The organism is Vibrio sp. (assembly GCF_047973365.1).
GTDB lineage: Bacteria > Pseudomonadota > Gammaproteobacteria > Enterobacterales > Vibrionaceae > Vibrio.
This window is the reverse complement of the sequence record NZ_JBKEBW010000065.1, coordinates 1-24,746: the sequence shown is the minus strand read 5'-3', so window position 1 is coordinate 24,746 and position 24,746 is coordinate 1. Positions and strand designations below refer to the sequence as shown.

Annotated in this window: 23 protein-coding genes and 1 pseudogene; 12 read left to right on the top strand and 12 right to left on the bottom strand. The window is 44.8% G+C overall.

Features of this window, described 5'->3' with window-relative positions:
* On the top strand, window positions 1-216 hold a 216-nt coding region (locus ACK5MF_RS09185; RefSeq protein ID WP_416919910.1), incomplete at its 5' end, for an IS3 family transposase.
* Window positions 217-367: 151 nt separating this feature from the next.
* On the opposite strand, the gene ACK5MF_RS09180 is transcribed toward ACK5MF_RS09185, so the two are convergent.
* The 3 genes from ACK5MF_RS09180 to ACK5MF_RS09170 form a co-directional block, all read right to left on the bottom strand.
* Window positions 368-1,636: an O-acetylhomoserine aminocarboxypropyltransferase/cysteine synthase family protein gene (locus ACK5MF_RS09180; protein WP_416921494.1), complete on the bottom strand. Its 1,269-nt coding sequence runs from the start codon at window positions 1,634-1,636 to the stop codon at window positions 368-370.
* Window positions 1,637-1,774: 138 nt separating this feature from the next.
* On the bottom strand, window positions 1,775-2,254 hold the full coding sequence (locus tag ACK5MF_RS09175; protein WP_416921492.1) for a DUF2780 domain-containing protein: 480 nt from the start codon (window positions 2,252-2,254) through the stop codon (window positions 1,775-1,777).
* A gap of 99 nt (window positions 2,255-2,353) precedes the next feature.
* On the bottom strand, window positions 2,354-2,974 hold the full coding sequence (locus ACK5MF_RS09170; RefSeq protein ID WP_416921490.1) for an FKBP-type peptidyl-prolyl cis-trans isomerase: 621 nt from the start codon (window positions 2,972-2,974) through the stop codon (window positions 2,354-2,356).
* A 232-nt stretch (window positions 2,975-3,206) separates the two neighbouring features.
* Here ACK5MF_RS09170 and ACK5MF_RS09165 point away from each other — a divergent pair, with 232 nt between their 5' ends.
* A complete protein-coding gene (locus ACK5MF_RS09165) occupies window positions 3,207-3,770 on the top strand; it encodes a LysM-like peptidoglycan-binding domain-containing protein (protein ID WP_416921488.1) in 564 nt (187 codons plus the stop codon).
* A gap of 44 nt (window positions 3,771-3,814) precedes the next feature.
* Here the strand turns inward: ACK5MF_RS09165 and ACK5MF_RS09160 are convergent, their stop codons facing one another.
* On the bottom strand, window positions 3,815-4,276 hold the full coding sequence (locus ACK5MF_RS09160; protein ID WP_416921486.1) for a GNAT family N-acetyltransferase: 462 nt from the start codon (window positions 4,274-4,276) through the stop codon (window positions 3,815-3,817).
* Window positions 4,277-4,450: 174 nt separating this feature from the next.
* Between ACK5MF_RS09160 and dbpA the strand changes: the two genes are divergently transcribed.
* On the top strand, window positions 4,451-5,833 hold the full coding sequence (dbpA, locus tag ACK5MF_RS09155; protein ID WP_416921484.1) for an ATP-dependent RNA helicase DbpA: 1,383 nt from the start codon (window positions 4,451-4,453) through the stop codon (window positions 5,831-5,833).
* A 57-nt stretch (window positions 5,834-5,890) separates the two neighbouring features.
* Here dbpA and cpdB read toward each other — a convergent pair whose 3' ends face one another.
* Window positions 5,891-7,852: a 2',3'-cyclic-nucleotide 2'-phosphodiesterase gene (gene cpdB / locus ACK5MF_RS09150; protein WP_416921482.1), complete on the bottom strand. Its 1,962-nt coding sequence runs from the start codon at window positions 7,850-7,852 to the stop codon at window positions 5,891-5,893.
* 296 nt (window positions 7,853-8,148) lie between these two features.
* On the opposite strand from cpdB, the gene cobA reads away from it, so the two are divergent.
* From cobA to cysC, 4 genes are all read left to right on the top strand, one after another.
* Window positions 8,149-9,030, top strand: coding sequence for a uroporphyrinogen-III C-methyltransferase (gene cobA, locus ACK5MF_RS09145; protein WP_416921480.1), 882 nt, complete (start codon window positions 8,149-8,151; stop codon window positions 9,028-9,030).
* Between the two features lie 76 nt (window positions 9,031-9,106).
* The gene (gene cysD, locus ACK5MF_RS09140; protein ID WP_416921478.1) at window positions 9,107-10,015 is read left to right on the top strand and encodes a sulfate adenylyltransferase subunit CysD; all 909 of its coding nucleotides are present in this window, start codon (window positions 9,107-9,109) and stop codon (window positions 10,013-10,015) included.
* Window positions 10,016-10,032: 17 nt separating this feature from the next.
* Window positions 10,033-11,463 carry a sulfate adenylyltransferase subunit CysN gene (gene cysN, locus ACK5MF_RS09135; protein ID WP_416921476.1) on the top strand — a complete coding sequence of 477 codons (1,431 nt, stop codon included), beginning with the start codon at window positions 10,033-10,035 and terminating at the stop codon, window positions 11,461-11,463.
* A gap of 20 nt (window positions 11,464-11,483) precedes the next feature.
* Entirely contained in the window at window positions 11,484-12,104 is a 621-nt protein-coding gene (cysC, locus tag ACK5MF_RS09130) for an adenylyl-sulfate kinase (RefSeq protein WP_416921474.1), read from the top strand.
* Between the two features lie 46 nt (window positions 12,105-12,150).
* Here the strand turns inward: cysC and ACK5MF_RS09125 are convergent, their stop codons facing one another.
* The 7 genes from ACK5MF_RS09125 to msrA all read right to left on the bottom strand — a co-directional run bounded on the left by ACK5MF_RS09125 (window position 12,151) and on the right by msrA (window position 17,991).
* The gene (locus tag ACK5MF_RS09125) at window positions 12,151-13,047 is read right to left on the bottom strand and encodes a TIGR03899 family protein (RefSeq protein WP_416921472.1); all 897 of its coding nucleotides are present in this window, start codon (window positions 13,045-13,047) and stop codon (window positions 12,151-12,153) included.
* 351 nt (window positions 13,048-13,398) lie between these two features.
* Entirely contained in the window at window positions 13,399-13,899 is a 501-nt protein-coding gene (locus ACK5MF_RS09120; protein WP_416921471.1) for a DUF3299 domain-containing protein, read from the bottom strand.
* A gap of 92 nt (window positions 13,900-13,991) precedes the next feature.
* Entirely contained in the window at window positions 13,992-15,251 is a 1,260-nt protein-coding gene (locus ACK5MF_RS09115; protein WP_416921469.1) for an ABC transporter permease, read from the bottom strand.
* Window positions 15,248-15,964 carry an ABC transporter ATP-binding protein gene (locus tag ACK5MF_RS09110; protein WP_416921467.1) on the bottom strand — a complete coding sequence of 239 codons (717 nt, stop codon included), beginning with the start codon at window positions 15,962-15,964 and terminating at the stop codon, window positions 15,248-15,250. The genes ACK5MF_RS09115 and ACK5MF_RS09110 overlap by 4 nt, the downstream gene beginning before the upstream one ends.
* A gap of 94 nt (window positions 15,965-16,058) precedes the next feature.
* On the bottom strand, window positions 16,059-16,691 hold the full coding sequence (gene zrgA / locus ACK5MF_RS09105) for a zinc uptake protein ZrgA (RefSeq protein ID WP_416921465.1): 633 nt from the start codon (window positions 16,689-16,691) through the stop codon (window positions 16,059-16,061).
* A gap of 58 nt (window positions 16,692-16,749) precedes the next feature.
* Entirely contained in the window at window positions 16,750-17,046 is a 297-nt protein-coding gene (locus tag ACK5MF_RS09100) for a DUF2607 family protein (RefSeq protein WP_416921464.1), read from the bottom strand.
* Between the two features lie 309 nt (window positions 17,047-17,355).
* Window positions 17,356-17,991: a peptide-methionine (S)-S-oxide reductase MsrA gene (msrA, locus tag ACK5MF_RS09095; RefSeq protein ID WP_416921462.1), complete on the bottom strand. Its 636-nt coding sequence runs from the start codon at window positions 17,989-17,991 to the stop codon at window positions 17,356-17,358.
* A 176-nt stretch (window positions 17,992-18,167) separates the two neighbouring features.
* On the opposite strand from msrA, the gene ACK5MF_RS09090 reads away from it, so the two are divergent.
* The 5 genes and pseudogenes from ACK5MF_RS09090 to ACK5MF_RS09070 form a co-directional block, all read left to right on the top strand.
* The gene (locus ACK5MF_RS09090; RefSeq protein WP_416921460.1) at window positions 18,168-19,883 is read left to right on the top strand and encodes an autotransporter assembly complex protein TamA; all 1,716 of its coding nucleotides are present in this window, start codon (window positions 18,168-18,170) and stop codon (window positions 19,881-19,883) included.
* Window positions 19,880-23,662, top strand: coding sequence for a translocation/assembly module TamB domain-containing protein (locus ACK5MF_RS09085; protein WP_416921459.1), 3,783 nt, complete (start codon window positions 19,880-19,882; stop codon window positions 23,660-23,662). The genes ACK5MF_RS09090 and ACK5MF_RS09085 overlap by 4 nt, the downstream gene beginning before the upstream one ends.
* A gap of 58 nt (window positions 23,663-23,720) precedes the next feature.
* A complete protein-coding gene (locus ACK5MF_RS09080) occupies window positions 23,721-24,068 on the top strand; it encodes a gamma-glutamylcyclotransferase family protein (protein WP_416921458.1) in 348 nt (115 codons plus the stop codon).
* Between the two features lie 93 nt (window positions 24,069-24,161).
* Complete coding sequence (locus ACK5MF_RS09075; RefSeq protein WP_416921456.1) at window positions 24,162-24,497, top strand: DUF2799 domain-containing protein; 336 nt, start codon at window positions 24,162-24,164, stop codon at window positions 24,495-24,497.
* Window positions 24,498-24,548: 51 nt separating this feature from the next.
* Window positions 24,549-24,746, top strand: a pseudogene (locus ACK5MF_RS09070) (helix-turn-helix domain-containing protein); the annotation flags it as partial.

Sequence of the window (24,746 nt, the reverse complement as noted above, 5' to 3'; positions counted from 1 at the left end):
TCGAGAAAAGGAAACTGTTTAGATAATGCAGTGGCTGAAAACTTCTTCGCTTTACTCAAAACAGAGATGTATCACGGTCAAAGCTTCACTGATGCTGATGAACTGATTGCAAATATCGAAGAATATATAGAGTATTACAATACAAAACGGATTAAGGTGAAATTTAAAGGCCTGACTCCGATAGAATATCGAAATCAGGCCTTGCAAGCCGCTTAACAGAAATGTCCAACTTTATGGGGTCACTTCACTCCTGCGTGGGAATGCCTATCACGCTCAAATAGTGCAGTTTAGCTCACGTATGAATTCCCACGCAGAGCGTGGGAACTAGAGGTACGGCCCTTAATTTGGTAGGTATTGTTAACTAATGTTAAGCATTCAACGCCTGTTCTAAATCCTCAAGAATATCATCAATATGCTCGATACCCACTGACAGACGGATCATTTCCGGAGAAACACCAGCCTGTTTTTGTTCCGCTTCGGTCAACTGACGGTGCGTCGTTGAAGCCGGGTGACAAGCCAAAGACTTCGCATCTCCAATATTGACTAAGCGTTTGAATATTTTCAAAGCATCGTAGAAGCGGACACCTGCGTCGTAGCCATCTTTTAATCCAAACGATAAGATCGCCGAGGGTTTGCCTTTCATGTATTTCTGGGCAAGTGGGTAGAATTTCGAATCTTCTAATCCTGCATAGCTCACCCAGCTCACTTTGTCGTGGTTTTGCAAATACTGAGCGACTTTGAGTGCGTTTTCACAATGTCGTTCCATGCGCAGTGATAGTGTTTCCAGACCCTGCATTAACATGAAAGCGTTCATAGGGGACATGGCAGAGCCGGTGTTGCGAAGTGGTACGGTACGAGCGCGGCCAATGAATGCAGCAGATCCGAAAGCTTCGGTATAAACCACATCATGATAGGACGGTTCAGGATTGTTTAAGGTTGGAAAGCGTTCTTTATGTTCAGTCCAAGGAAACTTACCTGAATCAATGATCATTCCTCCAAGTGTTGTGCCATGTCCGCCAACATACTTGGTCAATGAATGCACCACGATATCTGCACCAAACTCAATCGGTTTACATACAGCCGGTGAAGCAACAGTGTTATCGACAATAACTGGAACCCCTTGCGCGTGTGCTAGCTCTGCCACTCGTTCTAAATCAACAATGTTACCTGCTGGGTTACCAATAGATTCACAATAAACGGCTTTGGTTTTTTCGTCGATCAATGCCGCTAGACTTTCAGGGCTATCATCTTTGGCAAAGCGTACTTCAATGCCCATGTTAGGGAACATGTGGGCAAATAAAGTGTAAGTACCACCATAGAGTTGTGGTGTGGAAACAATATTATCGCCAGCTTGAGCCAAAGTTAGAATTGCATAATGGATCGCTGCGCTTCCGGCACTAACAGCCAGACCAGCAATACCACCTTCTAATGCTGCCATACGCTTTTCTAGTACATCATTGGTTGGGTTCATGATGCGTGTATAGATATTTCCCGCGACGGCTAGGTTGAACAGATCTGCACCGTGCTGAGCATTGTCAAACTCGTAGGCGACTGTTTGATATATAGGTGTTGCCACCGATTTAGTGGTGGGATCGGTCTCGTAGCCGAAATGTATTGCTAAAGTCTCGTCTCTCATTACTCTTTTACTCGTCCTTGGGGAAAAATAAAAGAATTACACACAGCTTAGGCAACAGACAAGAAGAAGTGTGTTTGTTTTTTTATGCAGTTATAAACGCGTCACAAATGTGTTTAAGTGACGCGCATGCAGACAGAGTTATTGCCACAGAGAGCTTAGTGAGCCCAACAAATCTGAAGAAGCGCCTTGGCTGGTTAAATACTGCAAGACCAGTGGAGCAAATTGGGAAACCATACTCGAATCTAATCCAAGTTTATTGAACACATTATTCACCGCTTCCATATCGGCAATTTTTGCGATTGTACTGCTTGATCCAGACAGGCTGGTCAGTTGATCTAGCCCAGGTAATAAGGTTTCCAGTTCAGAGTTGTTAGTGTCTGAAAGCTGGTTTTGAGCAAGAGCCAATAAGCTACCAATCCCTCCGGCGGCTTGTGTCTGAGAAACAGGAAGCTGACTGGTAACCTGTGTCAGTAACGCCGAGTTAGATTCCGTTTGCGATAACGTACTGCTAACCATACTGGAGAGATCGTTACTTTCACTGAGTTTGCCTAAGAATGCGTAGCTAGGAGCGGTAAAAATGGTGCTAGCAAGCACAGTGACTATGATGGATTTTTTCATTCTGATTCTCGCGGACAAATAAAGTTGAATATCTTAAGTCTAGATAAAAAAAACGGCGCTGAGCGTCGCTTTAATCATCAAATTTCGCAATATTCTGAATTACAGAATAGCAAGTAGCTCTACTTCGAATACTAGCGCGGCGAATGGAGGAATCGCTGCACCTGCACCACGCTCGCCGTAAGCAAGGTCATGTGGGATGTACAGTTTCCATTTTGAGCCAACAGGCATCATTTGTAGTGCTTCAACCCAGCCTTTGATTACACCTGTTACTGGGAATTCTGCTGGCTGACCGCGAGATACTGAGCTATCAAATACAGTACCGTCAACGAGTTCACCGTGGTAGTGAACACGTACCGATTTGTCTGCCGATGGGATTTCACCACTGCCTTCAGTAATCACTTCGTACTGTAGACCAGAATCCAGAACAGTCACTTCTGAGCGTAGTGCGTTATCCTGAAGGAAAGTTTCGCCTTCAGCAGCTGCTACTTTAGCTGCTTCTTGACGAGCTTCTTCTGCACGAGTGTGCATTGCTTGTAGAGCTTTGTTGATTTCGTCTACTTCGATTGCAGGCATGTCGCCCACTAGCGCGGTAGCAATACCAGCCGCGATAGCGTCAACGTTTAGACCTTCAAGACCGCTACCTGCTAGTTGCTGACCCATTTGTAGACCGATACCGTAGCTAGCTTTCTGCTCGATGGTTTCAAATTTAACTTCAGACATAAATGTCACTCTTTTTAAGATAAAACAAAGTCCAAAGGATACCAGTTTCGGCCAATCGATGAAATGCCAGAACGGAATTCGTTTAATTATCGCTGTGAGCTGTGACTAAGCGCAGATCCCACAGAAAAATCTTCAGGATTGTGTAAAGCTTTATTAGATAACGGTGGGAAAGGCTATACTCATTGCTCTTGAGTTTTTATACTGAGGTTACGAAGTAAAGGAACGGATAAAAATGAACCGTCGACATAAGAAAAAGCAGCAGACCGATTACATCGCATTAGCTCAGGATAAGTGGAATGCTATTGATTGGCAGGCTTATCTCGAAAACTCAAAGCAGTTTTGGGTGCGATTACCTAAGTTTCATCAACGGGCTCTAATGGTATTAGTTCCCGTGGTGTTGGTTATTGGCGTCATTCCATTTCCGCAAACGAGTCACTCAAATTCTTCTGAGCCGGTTAACAAGCGAGTTGAATTGGATATTAATACTCGTGGATTAAGTGAACAGAAGTCGACCAACCGTTCATCGTTAGAGTCGAATGCCTGGCGAGAATATACGGTACAGACGGGGGACACGCTTTCTCAGGTATTCCGCGTCAACCATTTGCCGATGAGTGATCTCAACGCACTGGTCAAAATTGAAGGATCAGATAAACCGTTGAGCCATATCCAACAAGGTCAGTTAATTCGCTTTAAATTAGCTGAAGATGGTAAGCTGGATATATTGCAGCTTGAGCGCAATGGTCAATCCGTCATGTTCTTTAAACTATCTGAAGGTGGATTCGGCCGCAGTAAATAAAGCCAACTGCGGCATCTGCTCTCTATTTCTTTATCTCTATCTCTCTATGATGGGATAACCACGCGTTTCATATCAATATGTGGGATCCCATCTTCCAAATACATATCCGATGTTTTGACAAATCCATGTTGTTGATAAAATTCTGCTAAATGTTCTTGTGCGCCGATTTCTATTTCTTCATTTGGCCAGATTTGATGACATTGAAATAACGCTTGTTTCAATAATTGGTGACCTAAGCCAGCTCCGCGTTTTGCCGATTTAGTTGCCACTCGCCCGATACTGATACTCGGGTAGCTAACTCCTTTTGCTAGCAGTCTTGCACAGGCAACGATTTCATCGTTGTCGTAGCCCAACAGATGAAATACACCATCAAGATGGTCTTTGCTGTCCAGCTCAGGGTAAGGGCAATGTTGTTCTACGACGAAGACATCAACTCTTAACTTTAAAAGCTCATACAGTTGTTGCGTTGTTAGTTGTGAAAATGGAAGGCATTGCCAAGTAAGCATCTACAACAAACTCCTTGTTATGGTTGGTGTTTGACAATTTATCAGTTAGAAGCGGAGAAAGCATTACAGACGTGCCAGATGGCCAGTTGAAATTAATCGAATATTCATTGGTGCTTGTCACAAAAACATTGATAATAGGCGCCTTAATTTTTCGTATAACCAAAGGACGTCCCCTTGAGTGATACTTCATTTTCGGCTTTAAACCTAAAGCCAGAATTGCTTTCTAACCTAGAAACTATCGGCTTTACAACAATGACGCCGATACAAGCACAATCGTTGCCAGCGATTCTTAAAGGACAGGATGTCATTGGCCAAGGAAAAACAGGATCAGGCAAAACCGCAGTGTTTGGACTTGGTGTGCTGTCTAACTTAGACGTAAAACGTTTCCGTGTTCAGGCATTGGTACTGTGTCCGACTCGTGAACTGGCTGACCAAGTGGCAACCGATATTCGTACCCTTGCTCGTGCTATTCATAACATTAAAGTGCTGACGTTGTGTGGTGGTATGCCGATGGGACCGCAAATTGGATCTCTGGAGCATGGTGCGCATATTTTGGTTGGTACGCCGGGGCGTATTCTTGATCACCTAAGCAAAGATCGTATTGATTTAAGTGAACTGAATACACTTGTGTTGGATGAGGCTGACCGCATGCTCGATATGGGGTTCCAGGATGCACTTGAAGCGATTATCGACCAAGCGCCAGCTAAACGTCAGACTCTGCTATTTAGTGCTACTTATCCTGATACCATTCAACAGATCGCGCAGAAAGTCACCCATGATGCGTTAATGATTAAAGTCGCGGCGACTCATGACACGTCGAGTATCAAGCAGTACTTTTATAAAGTTGAAGGCAGTGAAGCGCGTGATGAAGCGCTAGAAACATTACTGCTAAAACATCAGCCGGAATCGTCAGTGGTGTTCTGTAATACCAAACGCGAAGTACAGCATGTGGCTGATGAGCTTCATCAGCGTGGCTTTAGTGTGATTGAACTGCACGGTGATATGGAACAACGTGAACGTGACCAAGCGCTAGTGCAGTTTGCTAACAAGAGTATTTCAATTCTGGTTGCAACGGATGTGGCGGCTCGTGGTTTAGATGTGGATAACCTTGACGCAGTATTTAACTTCGAGCTTTCTCGTGACCCAGAAATACACGTGCATCGCATTGGTCGCACTGGACGCGCAGGAAGTAAAGGCTTGGCGTTTAGCTTTTTCAGTGACAACGAGATGTATCGCGTGGCGCAGATTGATGAGTACATGGATATCGCGATCGAAGCTGCAACTCTGCCACAGAAGCCATCTGGCGTAGCGCCATATTCGGCATCGATGGTGACCATCCAGATTGATGGTGGTAAGAAGCAAAAAGTTCGTGCTGGTGACATTCTGGGGGCGCTGACAGCTGACGGTGAACTCTCTGCTGCTCACATCGGTAAAATCAACTTATCTGCCATGCGCTCTTATGTCGCTGTAGAGAAAAGTATCGCGAAAAAAGCACTGAGCAAATTGTCGAATGGAAAAATGAAAGGGCGTCAATTTCGCGCTCGTTTTGTCAAATAGCCTCAAATAAAAAAGCCGCAGCGAGTGCTGCGGCTGATATTTTACCGCAATCTCAAGTTATTTTTGTAAATTGATACGGTAAACACTGAAGCCAACTTCATCTGTTGTCACGAACTCCATCGGGTATTGCCCTTTTTGCTTGATAAATTTCGCCGCTTTTTCACTTGGTGCTGTTTCAAAACGAACATCAAGTTTGGTTTTTGATTGGATTGGCGCGAATGACCAGTTGTTATCCGCACTCGGCGTCACTTCACCTTGTTCTTTACTGATGCGAGCGATGTAATCAGCCACTACAGTACGGTTTTCATCTGGTGAATCAAATGCTACGAATTGGGCACCTGTTCCCGGGAACTTGTTGCTATATGCTCGGTAGTTGTTGGTTGCGACTAAGAAGGTTTGCGCACTATCAATTGGCTTACCCTGGTAAGTCAGGTTAACAATACGTTGAGAATCGGGATTGATAACTTTACAGTCGCCATCGTACTTCGCAGGCTGAGTGATATCGATTTGGTAGTTTACGCCATCAATCACGTCGAAGTTGTAGGTACGGAAACCATCCCAGTCGATAAGTGATTGCGGCTCGCTAGAATTCACATCAACTTGTTTAAACTGACCAGCAGAACATTCCAACCACTCTTTAACTTCTTTACCTGACACTTTTAAAGTGACGAGCGTATTAGGGTATAGGTATAAGTCCGCTGCGTTACGGAAGGTCAGTTCGCCAGATTCTACTTCAGTGAAACCTGACGGATCGTCTTTACGACCACCCGCTTTAAATGGTGCAGCCGCAGAAAGAACCGGTAGTCCATCTAAATTTGGATCGCCTTGGATGAAACGTTCTACGTAGTCTTTTTGCGCCAGGCTCACGATTTGTATCGTCGGGTCATCTTGCACCAGAGCAAGGAAGCTGTACATCACGTCGTTCGATTTACCTATAGGTTGGTTAACGAACTCACGAGTGCCTTTATGATCGGCTTCAAGCGCTTTGGTAATACCCGCATCCGCTTCAAGCAGCGCTTTTTTGTTTGCTTTATCAAAGATTGGGCGAGCTTCGGATTGACCATGAGTCACTGCCCATTTGCCCTCTTTTTGCTCAAGAATCAGATCCATCACGCCAACGTGGCTGCCCCAACGTCCCGGCATAACCGCTGTGATGCCATTGATGGTGCCTTTCTCTACATCTGCTCCAGCCACTTTTGCAAAATCTTTACTTGGGAATACCGCGTGAGAGTGGCCAAAGGCAATAGCATCAATGCCTGCTACTTTGGTTAAGTAATAGACCGAGTTTTCAGCGCCTTCCTGATATTCGTCGGTTGAAATACCTGAGTGTGGAATCGCAACAATGATGTCAGCGCCTTTGGCTTTCATTTCAGGGATTAGCTTTTCTGCTGTCTTCTTAATGTCACGGGCAATTACACGGCCATCAAGGTTCTTCTTATCCCACACCATGATTTGTGGTGGAACGAAACCGATGTAACCCACTTTAATTTGTTGAGCTTTACCGTTGGTGTCTTTGAAAGTATGCGTTTTGATTAGGTATGGTTGGAATAGATGCTCGCCAGTTGCTGCGTTGTAAACGTTTGAGTTTACGTAAGGGAATTTAGCATCATTGATGGTTTCTTTTAGGAAATCCAGACCATAGTTAAATTCGTGGTTACCAATGTTGCCCACATCGTACGACAGTTGATTCATTGCTTTGTAAACAGGGTGAACTTCGCCAGCTTTAATGCCTTTCGCTGCCATGTAGTCACCCATTGGGCTACCTTGGATTAAGTCACCGTTATCCACTAAGATGCTGTTCGTCACTTCACCGCGAGCTTGTTTTACTAACGTTGCTGCGCGAGTCAAACCGATTTGATTGGATGGCTTGTCTTTGTAGTAGTCATAGTCCATCACGTTAGTGTGAATATCCGTTGTCTCAATAATACGTAGTTTGATGGTATCGGCCATAGAAGGTCCGGCCATGGTCAACAAACCACCTAGAATGGCAATAGATAGAGGTTTGGCGGCAACTGTCATTGTGTACTCCAATTGTTGAGAAAAGTAATAACCCGATAAATGTATCAAGTTATTATGAAACAAGGATTTCATATGCTATAAAACTGTGAAGTTAGGCAGCTAAATGGTTCGCTTTGGTGCCAGTTATCACTATTTCGCAGCAAAATGTCTTCTTAATATAGAAGCGTTTTTCTGCTTTGCTTTTCTACCATGCCAACTACTTATCAGTTTTTCGAATAAAAAATGAAATTTTAGAATTTCAGGTAATAAGAAGAAGCCACCATAATGCTTTCATCAATTGTTAAAGGATGACAATCATGGCTGGCTCAGAAAACGTTTCAACGCTGCCAAAGCAGAAAAAAACACATTTAGTCGCTGTTGATGGAACTGCACCAGAAAGCAAATGGAAGAGTCTTTCTCGCAGCCAGCTTCAGGCGGGTGAAGTGGCATTAGTCGGTGCAGGACCGGGCGATCCTGAACTACTGACGATTAAAGCACTTAACTTACTGCAACAAGCCGACGTGGTTTTGTACGACTACCTTGTGTCTGATGACATCATGGCTCTTGTTCCGTCAGATGCCATTCTGGTGTGCGTGGGTAAGCGTGCTGGTCATCACAGTGTGCCTCAGGAAAAAACCAATCAACTGTTGGTGGATTTTGCCAAGCAAGGTCATCGGGTGGTGCGCATTAAAGGTGGCGATCCATTCATGTTTGGTCGTGGTGGTGAAGAGCTGGAAGTGTTGTTTGAAGCGGGTATCAAGTTTCAAGTGATTCCGGGCATTACTGCTGCGGCCGGCGCAACGGCCTATGCCGGCATTCCTCTTACTCATCGCGATTTTGCTCAATCGGCGCTGTTTGTTACCGGTCATCTCAAAGCTGAAGCGGCGGATATGGACTGGTCTACGCTGGCGCGTGGTAATCAGACTTTATTGATTTATATGGGTTTGATGAAATCGAGCACCATCGCTCAGCAGCTTATCGAGCATGGACGAAATGCATCAACACCGATTGCGATTATTGAACGTGGTACTCAGTCATCCCAGAAGGTGTTCCGTGGTCAGCTTAGTGAATTACCCCAGCTTGCCGCTCATGCCGAGTCTCCATCACTGATTGTGATTGGTGAAGTGGTGGCCTTGGCAGACAAACTTCAATGGTTCAACACCAGCTCAACACATCAACAACAGTACCAATTCGCATAAATAAATTATTAGTTGGGTTTTAGTCTGAAAACATAAACCCGACAAGCCATAAGGCAGCTAAAAGGAAGCACACAAAATGGATCAACAACGTTTAACCCATTTAAAACAGCTTGAGGCAGAAAGTATTCACATTATTCGTGAAGTTGCTGCGGAATTTGCAAACCCAGTGATGATGTATTCTATCGGTAAAGATTCATCCGTAATGCTTCATTTGGCGCGTAAAGCGTTCTATCCGGGCAAAATTCCATTCCCTCTGCTTCATGTGGACACTGACTGGAAATTCCGCGACATGATCGCGTTCCGCGACGCAACAGCGAAAAAGTATGGCTTTGAGCTTTTGGTGCATAAGAACCCAGATGGTATTGAGATGGGTATCAGTCCATTCGTGCACGGTTCGTCAAAGCATACTGACATTATGAAAACTCAGGGTTTGAAACAAGCATTGAATAAGTACGGTTTTGACGCCGCCTTTGGTGGTGCACGTCGTGATGAAGAGAAGTCTCGCGCCAAAGAGCGCGTGTATTCGTTCCGCGATAAAAACCACACTTGGGATCCCAAAAACCAACGTCCTGAACTTTGGAAAACTTATAACGGTCAGATCAACAAAGGCGAGAGCATCCGCGTTTTCCCTTTGTCAAACTGGACGGAACTGGATATCTGGCAATACATCTACCTGGAAAATATCGAAATCGTGCCGCTGTATCTTGCAGCGGTTCGCCCAGTCGTGGAAAGAGACGGCATGCTGATCATGGTGGATGATGAGCGTATGGAAATCCAACCTCACGAGCAAGTTCAACATAAGAGTGTTCGCTTCCGCACATTGGGATGTTACCCGCTGACCGGAGCAATCGAATCTGAAGCCAACACTCTGACCGAGATTATCGAAGAGATGTTAGTCGCAACGTCCAGTGAACGTCAGGGACGTGCGATCGACCACGATCAGTCTGGATCAATGGAATTGAAAAAATGCCAAGGTTATTTCTAAGGATCTAAGGAAATAGAATGAATAGTGCAGTTCAAGCAGAGCTTTTAGAGCTCGGTATCGAAGGTTACCTGAGTCAACACCAACACAAATCGCTACTTAGATTCCTAACCTGTGGTTCAGTCGATGATGGCAAAAGTACTTTAATTGGTCGTCTGCTCCACGACTCAAAACAGATTTATGAAGACCAACTGGCAGCGGTTCACTCTGACAGTCAGCGAGTTGGTACAACCGGTTCCCGCCCAGATCTCGCATTGCTGGTGGATGGTCTGCAAGCAGAACGTGAGCAAGGCATTACCATTGATGTGGCTTACCGTTATTTCTCAACGCAGAAACGTAAGTTCATCATTGCAGATACTCCGGGACACGAACAATACACCCGTAATATGGCGACAGGCGCCTCAACCTGTGATTTGGCGGTTATCTTGATTGACGCGCGTAAAGGCGTTTTGGATCAGACTCGTCGCCACTCGTTTATCTCAAACCTGTTGGGCTTGAAGCATTTCATCGTTGCAGTAAACAAGATGGATCTCGTGGATTACTCACAGCAACGGTTTGAAGAGATTCGCGCAGAATATCTGGAATTCTCTAAACATCTGCAAGGCGAGACAGACATTCAAATCATTCCTATCTCTGCTTTAGAGGGAGATAACGTGGTTGAGAAAGGTGAAAACCTCGGCTGGCACCAAGGTCCTGCACTGCTTGAGCTATTAGAAACAGTCGATATCGACCATGAAAAAGGCAGCGGCGAATTCCGTTTCCCTGTGCAGTACGTTAACCGCCCGAATCTCGATTTCCGTGGTTTCGCTGGCACTATTTCATCAGGTTCAGTCAGTGTTGGTGACAAAATCAAGGCATTGCCATCAGGGAAAACCTCTACCGTTAAGCGCATTGTCACGTTCGATGGTGATTTAGAGACTGCACAGGCAGGTTTAGCCGTCACGTTGACGTTGGCGGATGAAATTGATATCAGCCGTGGTGATTTGATCGTGCTTGAAAACGCACAGGTTGAATCAACCAACCATCTGCTTGCTGATGTGGTGTGGATGACTGAGCAGCCACTTAAAGTTGGCCGTGAATACGACATTAAGATCGCAGGTAAGAAGAGCGTCGGTCAGATCACCTCTATCCGTCATCAGTACGATATCAATAATCTGTCTACTTTTCAGACTGAAGAATTGCCACTGAATGGTATTGGTCTGTGTGAATGGACATTTAACGCTCCGATTGCTTTAGACAAATATCTGGATTGTGCCGATACCGGTGGTTTCATTGTGATTGACCGTCTGACTAACGTTACTGTTGGTGCTGGATTAGTTCGTGAAAGCCTGCAAAACGTAGCGCAACAGCAAGGTGAGTTTTCGGCTTTTGAAGTAGAGCTAAATGCATTGATTCGCAAACATTTCCCGCATTGGGATGCGAAAGATTTGAGCCAACTAATCGTAAGATGAAAAAGAAAAAGGAAAAGGTAATGGATTCTGCATCAGGCGCTAAAGATGAGAATGTGGTTTGGCATCAACATGCGGTAGATAAAAGTCTACGCGCTGACCTGAAACAGCAAAAACCAGCCGTATTATGGTTTACCGGGCTATCAGGTGCTGGTAAATCAACGATTGCAGGTGCTGTAGAGACTCGTTTGGCGCAGTTGGGTTATCACACTTACCTGCTCGACGGTGACAATGTCCGCCATGGTCTATGCCGTGACTTAGGCTTTTCAGAGCAAGATCGCCGTGAAAACATTCGACGTATTGGTGAGCTGGCAAAACTGATGGCGGATGCCGGGCTTATCGTGTTGACGGCGTTTATTTCACCTCATCGGGTTGAGCGTCAAATGGTACGTGATTTATTGCCTGAAAATGAATTTGTGGAAGTGTATGTGAACACCTCTCTGGAAGTGTGTGAACAGCGCGACCCGAAAGGGCTGTACAAGAAGGCTCGCGCTGGTGAAATTGCCAACTTCACTGGCATTGATTCCGCTTATGAAGCACCTTTAACGCCGGAAATCGACTTACTAGCCGGTGAGGAGAGTATCGATACGCTGGTTGATTTGTGTATTGCCGAATTGGCGAAGCGCAAAATTATCTTTCAATAGAAATCGCATTAAGTAAAAAGTCAGGTCTAGAGCCTGACTTTTTCTTTTATACCGTGTGATGAATCGAGCTCTTCACGTCGGTATGCACGGTAAATTTCTGGCTTAGCATCGCGACCACTTGATCGTAATATTGTGAATTGGGTTTGTGTCCCAGCAAACGACATAACTCATTACCGGTTGGGCTAAAGCGGTAGTAAAGCAATCTCACTCCTTTAGTCGATGCTTGCAAAGATAAGTTTGTACCTTGATAGGTAAGCAGTAGCGGCGGGTCTAGCTCAATCTCACCCGATTCCAATTCCGTTGCGTGTACCAGTCCCAGTTCAATTAATACCAGTAAACTGGAATAAGGTAATTGGTGATTACCGATATTAATGGTTGTGATGGAGTCTCTTTTGCTGAGGCTGAACATACCACTTGGCATTTTCATACCGAACAAAAGCTTCAAACTTGAATCCGTGCCAAAACTGCAAGCTAACGCCGCTGCTCGTTGCAGGATTTGCGCCTCTTTCGGTGTCATATCTTTGAGGATTTTCAGCGCTTTCATTGAGGTGAAACCGGGATTGGTGGTTTCGCGTTTTAGCACTTGTGCCCACAGGCGTTGCATTGATGAGTTGTGAATGTCTTGCGCCATTTCAAAAAAGCGGCACAGCCAGTCTTGGTCCGGATCGCCAGCCGTTTCATTTCGGCAAGAAACATGAGCCAGTTTTACTATCTGTTCCAAGTTTTTCTGCTTTTGCGCTTTGGCTTCTTGTTCACGTTTTAACGCCCGTTCTAACGGTGTTTTTTGTGGTGCGGTTTTATGTAGCAGAGCATCAATACCGTGTTGTTGGGCGATAGCGTAAATACGGCTAGCGCTGTCTTTAACATAGTTAGATTTTTTATCTTGGCTGTTTTCCGTTGTGGCTTCGTGCTCAATTACAACAGGTTGTTTCTGTTCGGCCATGGGGTTCCTGATGCTGCTTACAAAGATGGAATAAAATGTACCCCGTAATAATAGCGTCGGCTAGTGAAACTATTGAATAATGTGCATAAACTTGCGCTATCATAAATGATAATAATTTGTTAAAATTGTTATCATGCTTGTGGGGTGTTTATGAAGTATTGGAAAGATCATCGATTTAAAAAGCACCTGTCGACAGCTTTACTCTTTGCGGTATATCTGTCCGTATTGGGATATTTGTCTACCTACATTTCCTAGAGTTTAGCCACTAAACAGGCGCTCATTTTTTTAACAATTCATTTTTTAATAAACCATTCGTTTTTTAATAAACCATTCGCTTTTAATAAGCAATAGCTACATGTCATCGTATTCGGCAATTTCTGTGCCTTCAATGACATAACCTGTGTCCGCCAGTTCAACGCTCATTGATTCCGTCTTGAGCGTTCCTATCACGTAAACCACATCCCAAAGTTGTTGGATTGGCGCACCTTGTGGAAATTTAACGTAAATAATTTGGTTGGGTGGCGGTGGTGGCACATGAATACAAGCGCCAAAATAGGGCACTAACAAAAATTCAGTGACTGTGTCTTCATCTCCTTCTAAAGGGATAACAAAGCCAGGAATTTTCACTGTGCTACCATTGAGCTCAGGGCGCACCGCCCCCAGTTGAGATTGTTTCGCTGGAGCATCACCATCATGATTGGCCGCCGGCATACCTTGTTGATTGAACTGGTTGCGTTCACTCTCAGGTACCAGATCAATCCAATCGAGAGTCAGAATATCTTCTGCAGTTTGTGCTGTTGCCGTAACGGCAGGAAGAAGCACTAACAGAAAACTTAAAAGCAGTTGTTTCATATCTTTCCTGTTTGTATAAAAAGCAACGGATTTAAAACGCCATGCATTATAGAACCATTGATGATAAAACCAATGATGATCAAACCACGCATTTAAAGCCTAATTGTCATACCATCGCTAAGAGATTGTCGGTAAGCTCTGATTGCCGGAATAAAACCAATCAAAATACCTGCACTTTGCACATAAGCCAGCAACTGCCATTCATAGCCAGTAATTCCGTTGAGCTCAATTTGAATGCCATATTGGCTTTCAATCAACGGAGCGGCTACGCCTAATAAGCCATATAGTCCGATGAGACCAACAATAATTCCGAGTAACGTCAACACACTCGCTTCACTGACTAGCAGGGAAAATACATGTTTTGGCCGTGCTCCCATAGCTCTAAGAATCGACATCTCTCTTCTTCGCTCTTGTAAGCTAGTGAGCAGACTACTGAGCATGCCAAGTAATCCGGCAATAACGACAAATATTGACACCGCCATTAATGCTTGTTCAGCCACCGACATCATGCCCCACAGTTCGTGTAGCGCTACGCCGGGCATAATGGCACTCAGCGGTTCTTTTCGATACTCGTTAATTTGTCTTTGCAGCGCGAACGTTTGAATTTTGGACTTCAATCCGATCATCATTGCGGTGATCTGTTTCGGTTCAAAACCCCGCTGTTCCAATTCCGCTTTATCCGGTGCATGACCTAAGTGAGCCCCCGATTCCCAACCGACATGAATCGCTTCAATCGCTTGTAGTGAAACGTGCACCGTTTTATCTACAGGAGTGCCTGTAGGAGCAAGAATACCGACGACTTTGAAAGGTAAGTTGTCATGACGGCTGAAACCGACATCACTGATACCGTGCGCAATGATGATTTCGCTGCCGATGTGGTAACCCAAGCTTTTTGCAACATCAGAGCCTAACACTGTCTCAAACAGCCCACCAAACGCATTGCCTTGCGTGAAGGTGAGTGGTTGCTTACTTCCATAGCGAAAATGTTCAAAGTAACTTTGGTTGGTGCCCATGACCCGGAAGCCTTTGTGTGAATCTCCGAGAGAAATGGGAATAGCCCATTCTACCGACTTGTGGTGGCTAAACTCCTGATAGCTTTTCCAGTCGATATTGTTGGTGGCATTACCAATGCGAAAGACGGAGTAAAGCAGCAGATTTACCTGCCCAGAGCGACCTCCGACGATTAAATCCGTTCCTGATACCGTATTAGCGAAACTGCTTTTTGCCTGAGTACGAATTCGTTCAACGCCCATCAGCAAAATAACGGAAATCGCTACCGTCATAATGGTAAGCAGAGCGGTGGTCTTTCGATTGAGTAAGCTTTTCCACGCCAAGCTTGCAATGATTTTCATTGTTGACCTCCTGCTCGGTTGAGTGTTGGCAGGTGTATGACTCGCTCAAACAAACTCTCCAATGTTGGATCATGGCTGACAAATACCAGCGTTGAACCGACACGGTTAGCTTCTTCCATTAACAGCTCAATGAAGGCGCTGCGATTATCGTAGTCGAGAGCGGAAGTGGGTTCATCTGCGATAACAATTTTGGGTTCGCCGATTAATGCCCGCGCTGCGGCAACACGCTGCTGCTGACCGATGCTGAGGTCTATCACTGGCTTTTCTCGTACCGATTGGGGTAAATGAAGTTTGTCTAATAACTCATGGGCTCTTTGCGTGAGACTGCCAGTGACATTGCTTCTACGTTGGCTGGAAAACTGGCAGGGAAGAACAATGTTTTCCACTACAGAGAGATAAGGCAGCAAATTAAACTGCTGGAAAATATAGCCAATATTGTCGGCACGAAATCGGTCTCGCTGACTAGACGAAAACTGAGTGAGGTTGCGACCCAGTAGCTGTACTTCACCTTGTGTCGCGGTATTTATTCCCGTTAACAAGCTGAGCAGAGTAGATTTGCCACAACCGCTTGGACCTTTGATAAAGACATGCTCATTGGTCATGACACTTAGCTGTTTAATATCAAGTGTTGCACTATCGCTATTGGGCCATTGAAAGATAACGTTATTGAGTTCGATTACTGCAAGGCTTGAATCGAATTGATTGTTGGACATCGCCGCTCCCTATGAAGAATGGGTAAGTGAGTGCTTACTCATTTTTTTCAAGTTTACAAAGGAATGTTTACCAAGGCATATTTACCAAGAAAAGTTACAAAGCAATGATGGCTTTGCCGGGTTTTAATTCCAACGCGGTTTGTACTTTGTCTGTCAGCAAATTCACATCGATCTCCTCAGTTGTTGGGAACAAGCTAAACCATTGAGTTTTAATTTGGCTCAGCTTAGCGATGTCGTCACAATGGAAGCTGTACTGTACGGAAAATGAGCCATGCGAGCTGCCCTCTTCATGATCATGACCTTGGTGTGAGTCATGGTCATGTTTCGCATGCTCGTCATGATCATGGTCAGCGTGGTCGTCGTGCCCTTCGTGGTCATGTCCTTCATGCTCTTGGTGTTCGCCACCTAAACTGTGTTTAACGTTAGCACTTTCAATATGACATTTGGCTGCTGACGCCAAAGTAAATACAGCTTCAGCTTGGCCCAGAGTCTCTAACGCTTTAGCAACAACAGCCTTTTGCTCATCATTGTCAGGAGCGTGTTCAAAACCGACAACATCAGCACCCGGTGCGGTGATTTCCATTAATAGGTCATGACCATCTTGGGCAATATTTAATTCAACATGACCATGAACATGGGCTTCATGTTGACGAAATTCCTCCTGAGCGAAAGCGGTAGTGGTTAATGCGGCTGTGATGCTAAGTGCTAATAATGGTTTGTTAAACATAGGAAACCCCAAAATAAAAATAGTAAATTCAGTAGTAAATGGTTTTAAACGGGAATGATTACTCTGGAGTTGGTGGTGAACGTGCAAGATAAGCCAGAAACCGCGTTGAAATGCCAAACGGTCTAGTTACGGGGTCAAGGTAGTTATGTGAAATCCATACGGGTAACTCAGGAAGATGCTGAGTTAACGCATGACTTGCACAGGAAAAAAGCTGGCAATGATGCTCATTGTGATGATCGGCTGAGGCATCGAGCTGGTGGTCAATATATGCAATGTTTAGCCATATCATCAACAAGATAGCCACAATAGTGACTATCTTAGCTTTAATACGAAATGAGTGAAGACTAGACAACATTGACATAACAGAGTTGAAAATAATAATTGTTATAATATAACACTAAAGAAATCAGGCAAGCGATGATTGAGGCCAGAACGGAAAATGTTGCCACCTCAATGTGACAAAGAAATTAAAGCGATGGCTGGAGAGCAAGCTAAAATAAGCGGTAGTAGTGCTTTCATTTTCATCTGTTTGATTCCTTTATCATAAGCACTGAAGGTATAGCACAGAAATGTTGGCACACATCAACGGAATGTTAAAATTGAACGGAAGGTTAAAATTGCAGGTTTTAGCCTGCAATTTTAGTTTGAATGGAGTGAGTGATTACTAACTTAAGCTTGGTGGGAAACAGATACCTGTGCCGCCCAAACCACAGTAACCTTCTGGGTTCTTAGCTAGATATTGTTGGTGATAGGTTTCAGCATAGTAATAGGGACCCGCTGGCAAAATTTCTGTGGTGATTTGTGCTTGCTCTTGTTGTGAAAGAAGTGTCTGGTATTCGGCTTTGCTCTGTTCAGCGATAGACTTTTGCTCTTCATCGTACACATAGAGTGCTGAACGATATTGAGTACCTAAGTCTCCGCCTTGACGCATACCTTGAGTTGGATCATGACGCTCCCAAAAATGGTTAAGCAACTGTTTTAGGGGCAGAACGCTAGGGTTGTAAATCACGCGGACGACTTCAGTGTGACCTGTGTGTCCTGTGCAGACTTCTTCATAGGTTGGGTTCGGTGTGAAACCACCTGAATAGCCCACGGATGTCGAAACGACCCCTTCTAGTCCCCAAAACAGGCGTTCAGCGCCCCAAAAGCAGCCCATACCAATTAAGACTTGCTCTTCGCCGTTTTTGGGTGCGGCACTCAGACTCGATTGATTGACAAAGTGAGTGTCTTCGATAGCCATTGGAGTATCACGTCCTGACAGTGCCGTGTCTGCTGTGACCATAGTTTGTTTATCTAACATGGAACTTCCCTTGTTTGAAAAGCTGGATTTGAAAATGCAGGCTCGCGATAGTTTTTTTAATTAAATAGCGATAGACCTGATAATTGACTGATTTCATACAGACTAATATGAGCATTGGCGGTATGATTTCACTATTGCTCAACAATAAGCCTAGTATCACAACGCCATAATTAAGCATGAGACGAAAATCATTACCAGCGCTATTCACCGCTTTACTCTTTTCTGCTTCTTCTTTCGCCAATGTAAGTTTGGAGATTGATGGCTTAGAATCTGGGTTAAAAGATAACGTCGATGCTTACCTCTCCTCGATCCCTGAAGCGGATTATTCGACTCAGTTACGTTTTCAGTCACGTCTGCAAAAAGCGATTGTTGAAGCGCTCAGCGCACTCGGTTATTACCATCCAGAAATTGACTTTGAGGTGAAAGAATCGGGCAATCTGCTCGCTGTTCACGTTGCAGCTGGCGAAGTAACCCGGCTGCAACTGGTTGATATTGTGGTGACTGGTGAAGCTGAGAATGATCCAGATTTCATCCGCTTGATTAGCCAAAGTGGTTTGAAGCAAGGCGATCCCCTTAATCATGGCAAGTATGACAGCTTAAAATCTTCATTACGCAATCTGGCGCTGCAAAAAGGTTATTTCAATGGCACCTACATCACTAGCCGTTTGGAAGTTGCGCCTGAGCTTAACCAAGCATTTATACGCATGCATTACGATAGCGGCATACGTTACAAATTTGGTTCAACCAGCATTACCGGTAGCCAAATTGATGAGAATCGTGTGGCGTCGTTGCAGCCCTATAAACAAGGCGATCCTTATTTGGTGTCTAAAGTCGGTGAGTATAATCAGAATCTATCCAATAGCGAATGGTTCTCTTCTGTGTTTGTCGAACCGGATTTGAATAATTTGGATGGAGGACGAGAATTGCCGATGAAAGTCTCTGTTGCTCCACAAGCAAAAAATAAATTTGAAACGGGGATTGGTTATTCAACGGACGTTGGTGTGAGGGGGACTCTTAAGTGGAAGAAACCCTGGATTAACTCTCGTGGTCACAGCTTTGACAGCAGTTTCTCTATTTCTGAGCCTGAGCAGTACATCACTGCCGGTTATAAAATCCCGCTCGACGATGTACTGCATGAGTACTACCGCATCCAATATGGTTTGAAAAAAGAAGACAGTAACGATACTCAGAGTGTGGAATCGAACTTAGCGCTTGAACGGCATTGGTTAGTTGATAGTGGTTGGCACCGTACCATGTATGTCCGTTATCTGATTGAGAGTTATGAACAAGGGATACTTGACGACGTTGGACAATTTGTACTGCCCGGTTTTACTTTTAGCCGCACAAGAACAAAAGCCGATGGCTCATTGATCACATGGGGTGATAGGCAGACGGTTACGATTGAATATGGCTCAAATGCTTTTGTGTCTGAAACCAATGTGGTTCGCGTTTTGGCCGGAACGTCATGGATTCGTAGTTTAGGACAAAATCACCGCGGTGTTTTTCGTGTCGGTGGTGGTGCCAATTTCGCGGAAGATTTTGATAAGTTACCGCCATCGTTACGCTTTTTTGCTGGTGGTGACAACAATTTACGAGGCTATGAATATGAATCAATTTCACCTCTGGACTCCAGTGGTGCATTGGCTGGTGCGAAATATATGGCGACAGGGTCGGTGGAATACCAATATCGTTTAACGGGCAACTGGTGGGGCGCTGTCTTTGTTGATGGTGGTGACGCGTTTGATTACACACCAAACTGGAAAACGGGTACCGGATTTGGTGTTCGTTGGGTATCACCTGTTGGTCCCATTCGCCTTGATTTTGCGTGGGGTCTGGATTCTGAACCGGGAGAACGCTTCCGGGTTCACTTCTCGTTGGGGCCAGAGTTATGATCAAACTGGCTCTAAAATGGAGTAAATGGATCTCACTGGGTGTGATGGCTCTATTGATCCTATTGGTGTTATCCATTGCCGGACTGCTGTTTACCAACACCGGTCTCAACTTCGCCTTATGGGGCGTGAATAAATTTGTCCCTCAGTTGGAAGTCAAATCAACCTACGGTTCGTTGTTCCCAAGGTTCACGCTCAATGATGTTCGCTTTGTGGATTCATCGCTCAATGTGGATATGCAGTTGCGAAGTGTAACACTTGCGATTAATGCCAACTGTTTTCTAGAGCCTTCAGTCTGTATCAATGACATCAACTTATCGGGTCTGAAATTTTCTTTACCTTCTGTGCCGGAAGGTTCTGATACTGTAGAAGAAACAGATTCTCAGCCGCTGACAAACATAACAACGCCAGTGCCTATTCGTCTTAATCGATTAACACTGAATGATATTGAACTCGATGTCTTAGGTAACAACATTGCCTGGCAGTATTTTTCTACCCAGGCATCATTCCAAGGCAATAATCTCATCATTGGTAAAACCACGTGGAATCAAATTGATGTGACTTTAGCGGAAAATACGGATGAACCTTCATCTCAGCCGTTAGCGCCTGAAGCTGAAAACGAGTCCAAAACAGAACGCGAGCCAGAGGCGATAGTATTGCCTGATGTCCTGATTCCATTGCGAATTGATTTATCTCGTCTGGACATCAATGACTTTACGCTCCAGCAACAAACGCCGGTGGTGGTTAACCACTTAGGGCTTAAAGCTAAGGCTTATCAATATGATGTATCGGTTGATACGTTGGAGTTGGATATGCCAGAGGTGGATGCGCAACTAAAGACCAAAGTAAAACTCAAAGATAACTATCCACTTTCGCTAGATCTGACCTCGAAAGTCAAATTAGCTCAAGCTAAAGGGCAAGCTTTGAGTCTGCAGGCTTCGGGCAGCGTGGCAGAGTTAAATGTGCAAGCTGAACTGACGGAACTAGCCAAAGCCAGTGTTAAAGCGAGATTACAACCTCTGGACCCTCAGTTACCGTTTGATATCGACATTAAAAACCTCAGTGCTCAGTGGCCCCTTGTGGGCAACGGTGATTACTTTGTAGATGCATCTCATGTGTACAGCAAAGGTTCATTGCAACAGTATCAACTTGGTTTGGTCGGGCAGTTGAAAGGGAAGCAGCTTCCTGATGTTGCGATTGATACTAAGGGGGAAGGGAACTTAAGCGAAATAGCCCTTAGCCACATCCAAATCGATACGTTAGGTGGCCGTGTTCTTGGAGAGATAAAGGCCAATTGGCATGAACTGATAAACTGGTATGCGAAACTGAATTTAAAGCAAATTCAGCCAGGTCTGCAATGGCCGGAAGCGGAAGGCATTATCAGTGGTGAAATTGAAACATCCGGTGAACTGACAACGCAAGGTGGTTGGTTAGTTCACGTTCCTAAATTATCGGTTGATGGTTTAGTGCGTAATTATCCGCTGCGTATTAACGGTCAGATTGATGCCTCTGATATTGCAGCAAAAGGGCAATATCAGATAACCACGCAGGGAATAAATCTTGCGCACGGTCCAAATAAGGTGATGGCTAAAGGTAAATTGGATAAAGAGTGGCGCATGTCGCTGGCGTTGAACTTGCCTGATTTATCAAAAACAGTCCCAGATCTTAAGGGCAAAGTCATCGGTGATGTTGTGATGCGAGGCGCAATGGCTCAACCGAAAATTCAATTGTCTTTGGATGCAGATTCCATCGCCTGGCAGCAAGATGCCAAAGTAAAACACATTACCATGACAGGTAATGTCACTCCGTTACCTAAACCACAAGCCGATCTGCGTTTGAACGTCACGGACGCGTCTTATCAGCAACAACAGATTAACTCCGTTGTGGTGCATTTCAGTGGTGAGCAGCAAAAACATGAACTGAGCTTGGATGTTAAATCTGACATCGTATCAACCAGTTTGAATATTCAAGGCGCTTTAAAAGATAAACCATCGCTAAGATGGGATGGTCAACTCAATCGTATGACGGTAGAAACCGAACAAGGGGTTTGGTCTTTAGATAAAGCAACGCAAATTGGCGTAGATGTTGATAAACAGCACGCTACTTTGGCCGCACACTGTTGGACTCAAGCGGGGTCATCGGTTTGTCTCGATAAATCCGCGACGGTGGGTGAAAGCGGTGAGGCTCAGCTATCGATTAATCAGTTTAATTTCGGACAAATCAAAACGTTCATGCCGCCTGAAACGCAGGTGAATGGCGAAGCAAACGCTAAGGTATGGGCAAAATGGCAAGCGAATAAGCCGCCGCAAGTCAAATTGGCATTGAGCATGCCTCAAGGTTCAGTAACGCAGGATTTAGCTCAACCTTTAAAAGTGGGTTGGGAGCAAGTTTCTCTACAAGCTTCTCTGCTGCGTAATCGACTGCAAGCCTATTGGAATGTCGATATGACGGACAATGGCGATTTGTCTGGAAAAATTATCATTGCGGATGTAACCAAAGAGAACAAACGCATGGAGGGCGAGTTGAAGCTTTCCACGTTTAATTTGGATTTTCTCTCGCCGTTGGTGGGGGAATACAGTTCACTCAAATCAAATATTGAATCAGAGCTTAAATTTAAAGGAGCGATGCTTCACCCGCAGGTTAAAGGTTTGCTTAGCGTGAAAGACATTCAGGTAAAAGGTGACATTTCACCGGTCGAAGTCGAATCAGGGCAAGTGACACTGGAGTTCACCGGATACGAAGCGAATTTGAACGCAAGTGTGCTTACGCAGGATGGCGAGTTAAAGATAACCGGCGATGCTGACTGGCAGAATTTGGCTGACTGGAAAGTGAATAGCCACATATTCGCCCAATCGTTGCTCGTGGATTTACCTCCAATAGTAAAAGTGAAAGTTGTGCCAGATTTGACACTCAACATGCAGCCCAAATTGGCTAAAGTTACCGGAAATATAGCATTGCCTTGGGGACGAATTGTGGTCGAAGAACTGCCTCCTAGTGCGGTGAGCGTGTCGAAAGATCAAGTGCTACTTAATCAAGATCTAACACCAATCAGCGAACAAAATTCACTGCCGTTTGATATTGAAACGGACGTAACCATCACCATAGGTGACGACTTTAAACTAGAGGCCTTTGGGTTAGAGGGTGGCTTAGTTGGACGTGTGAATGTGGTGCAAAAGGATAAAGGTCCTTTAGTTAACGGCGAAATTAATATCCAAGACGGTAAATACCGCTCTTTTGGTCAGGATCTGATTATTCAGGAAGGCAAGATTTTGATGAATGGACCCGTAGATCAACCCTATCTGTCGATTAAAGCGATTCGAAATCCAGATAACACAGAAGATGATGTGATTGCCGGTGTACAGGTAACAGGGCCTGCAAGTGAACCTCTTGTATCGATATTCTCAGAACCGAGCATGCCGCAAGCCAATGCGCTGTCATACTTATTGCGTGGTCAGGATATTGACAGCGAAAGTAGTGGCGATGCGATGACCACGGCATTGATCGGTTTGAGCCTGGCGAAAAGTGGTAAAGTGGTGAGTGAAATCGGCAGTGTTTTTGGTGTGCAGGATTTGAAGTTAGACACTGCGGGTTCAGGGGATGATTCCCAAGTCACGGTAAGTGGCTATATTCGACCGGGGCTACAAGTGAAATATGGTGTAGGCATCTTTAACTCGGTAGGGGAGTTTACGGTCCGTTATCGTTTAATGACGGATTTATATGTAGAGGCGGTCTCTGGCTTAGATAGTGCCGTTGATCTGTTATATCAATTTGAACTAAATTGATGACGGTTTATACCCACGTTGTTTAAGATGTTGGGGTGTTCATCTTAAGGAGAAGTCGGTGCAGCATTTGGTTTTTGTTTACGGCACTTTGCGCCAAGGAGAAAGCAACCATAGCTTTCTGGTCAATAGTCAATTGTTGGGACGATATGTGACCAAACCGGAATATGCGCTTTATGACTTAGGTCCGTACCCGGGCTTAGTTGATGGGCATCAAACCATCTCAGGTGAAGTGTATCTGATTGACGAAGAGACATTGGCCAAATTGGATATTTTAGAAGATGTTCCGGTGGAATACCGTCGTGATACGATTGAAACTCCATTTGGCACGGCGTGGATATATATCTACCAAGAAGCGACGTCACAAGAAGCACTGATCGATTCTGGCGATTGGTGTCAACGAGTGTAAAGGGGGGCTTTACTCTTTTTTACAGTAACCGTGCGGAAAAATACATTAGTGATGACTAATATTTAATCGGTTACTTGATAAAGGGGATAGCCCATGAAAACGCAATGGTTAGTAGCAGCAGTCATACTCGTTCTTGCTGGTTGTAGTGCACAGCCTGATACCACATCTTTTACCTCTGCAGATTGGCAAGCATACGGTTATGAAGAAGGTGCCGCAGGGCGCATTCAACAAACTTCAGTTGGCGGTGACAATAGCGCTTATACCCAAGGATATGAGTTGGGTCGTAAAGAATACTGCGAACAAGATGCTTTTGAACTTGGCAAATTACAACGTCCTTATCGTGGCGTTTGCGATACAATAAATCCAGATTTCCGCGCCGCTTATGTTGAGGGAACTTGGTGGGATCATGGCGCAGACATTTCTGACTAACTGAAGTGACCCCCAATAGTTGGACAACCAATTATTGGGGGTCTTTTATTTATGTCCAAATACAGTCGCGAGTTAAAGTTCAAAGTAGCTAAAAAGTATCTTGATGGCTCCACTCCTCGAGAGCTCGCTGAAAAATATTCTGTCCCAACAAAACATGTTCGTTATTGGGCTCATGTTTTCACTATGCATGGTTCAAATTCATTTTTAATTGATGGCCATTCTCTTAGTGCGGAAGCTAAGCTGGAAGCG

Excerpts from the sequence above, each read along its gene's own strand:
- ACK5MF_RS09180 (WP_416921494.1), bottom strand. The coding sequence starts at position 1,636 with ATGAGAGACGAGACTTTAGCAATACATTTCGGCTACGAGACCGATCCC.
- ACK5MF_RS09175 (WP_416921492.1), bottom strand. The coding sequence starts at position 2,254 with ATGAAAAAATCCATCATAGTCACTGTGCTTGCTAGCACCATTTTTACC.
- ACK5MF_RS09170 (WP_416921490.1), bottom strand. The coding sequence starts at position 2,974 with ATGTCTGAAGTTAAATTTGAAACCATCGAGCAGAAAGCTAGCTACGGT.
- ACK5MF_RS09165 (WP_416921488.1), top strand. The coding sequence starts at position 3,207 with ATGAACCGTCGACATAAGAAAAAGCAGCAGACCGATTACATCGCATTA.
- ACK5MF_RS09160 (WP_416921486.1), bottom strand. The coding sequence starts at position 4,276 with ATGCTTACTTGGCAATGCCTTCCATTTTCACAACTAACAACGCAACAA.
- cpdB (WP_416921482.1), bottom strand. The coding sequence starts at position 7,852 with ATGACAGTTGCCGCCAAACCTCTATCTATTGCCATTCTAGGTGGTTTG.
- cobA (WP_416921480.1), top strand. The coding sequence starts at position 8,149 with ATGGCTGGCTCAGAAAACGTTTCAACGCTGCCAAAGCAGAAAAAAACA.
- cysD (WP_416921478.1), top strand. The coding sequence starts at position 9,107 with ATGGATCAACAACGTTTAACCCATTTAAAACAGCTTGAGGCAGAAAGT.
- cysN (WP_416921476.1), top strand. The coding sequence starts at position 10,033 with ATGAATAGTGCAGTTCAAGCAGAGCTTTTAGAGCTCGGTATCGAAGGT.
- cysC (WP_416921474.1), top strand. The coding sequence starts at position 11,484 with ATGGATTCTGCATCAGGCGCTAAAGATGAGAATGTGGTTTGGCATCAA.
- ACK5MF_RS09125 (WP_416921472.1), bottom strand. The coding sequence starts at position 13,047 with ATGGCCGAACAGAAACAACCTGTTGTAATTGAGCACGAAGCCACAACG.
- ACK5MF_RS09120 (WP_416921471.1), bottom strand. The coding sequence starts at position 13,899 with ATGAAACAACTGCTTTTAAGTTTTCTGTTAGTGCTTCTTCCTGCCGTT.
- ACK5MF_RS09115 (WP_416921469.1), bottom strand. The coding sequence starts at position 15,251 with ATGAAAATCATTGCAAGCTTGGCGTGGAAAAGCTTACTCAATCGAAAG.
- ACK5MF_RS09110 (WP_416921467.1), bottom strand. The coding sequence starts at position 15,964 with ATGTCCAACAATCAATTCGATTCAAGCCTTGCAGTAATCGAACTCAAT.
- zrgA (WP_416921465.1), bottom strand. The coding sequence starts at position 16,691 with ATGTTTAACAAACCATTATTAGCACTTAGCATCACAGCCGCATTAACC.
- ACK5MF_RS09100 (WP_416921464.1), bottom strand. The coding sequence starts at position 17,046 with ATGTTGTCTAGTCTTCACTCATTTCGTATTAAAGCTAAGATAGTCACT.
- msrA (WP_416921462.1), bottom strand. The coding sequence starts at position 17,991 with ATGTTAGATAAACAAACTATGGTCACAGCAGACACGGCACTGTCAGGA.
- ACK5MF_RS09090 (WP_416921460.1), top strand. The coding sequence starts at position 18,168 with ATGAGACGAAAATCATTACCAGCGCTATTCACCGCTTTACTCTTTTCT.
- ACK5MF_RS09085 (WP_416921459.1), top strand. The coding sequence starts at position 19,880 with ATGATCAAACTGGCTCTAAAATGGAGTAAATGGATCTCACTGGGTGTG.
- ACK5MF_RS09075 (WP_416921456.1), top strand. The coding sequence starts at position 24,162 with ATGAAAACGCAATGGTTAGTAGCAGCAGTCATACTCGTTCTTGCTGGT.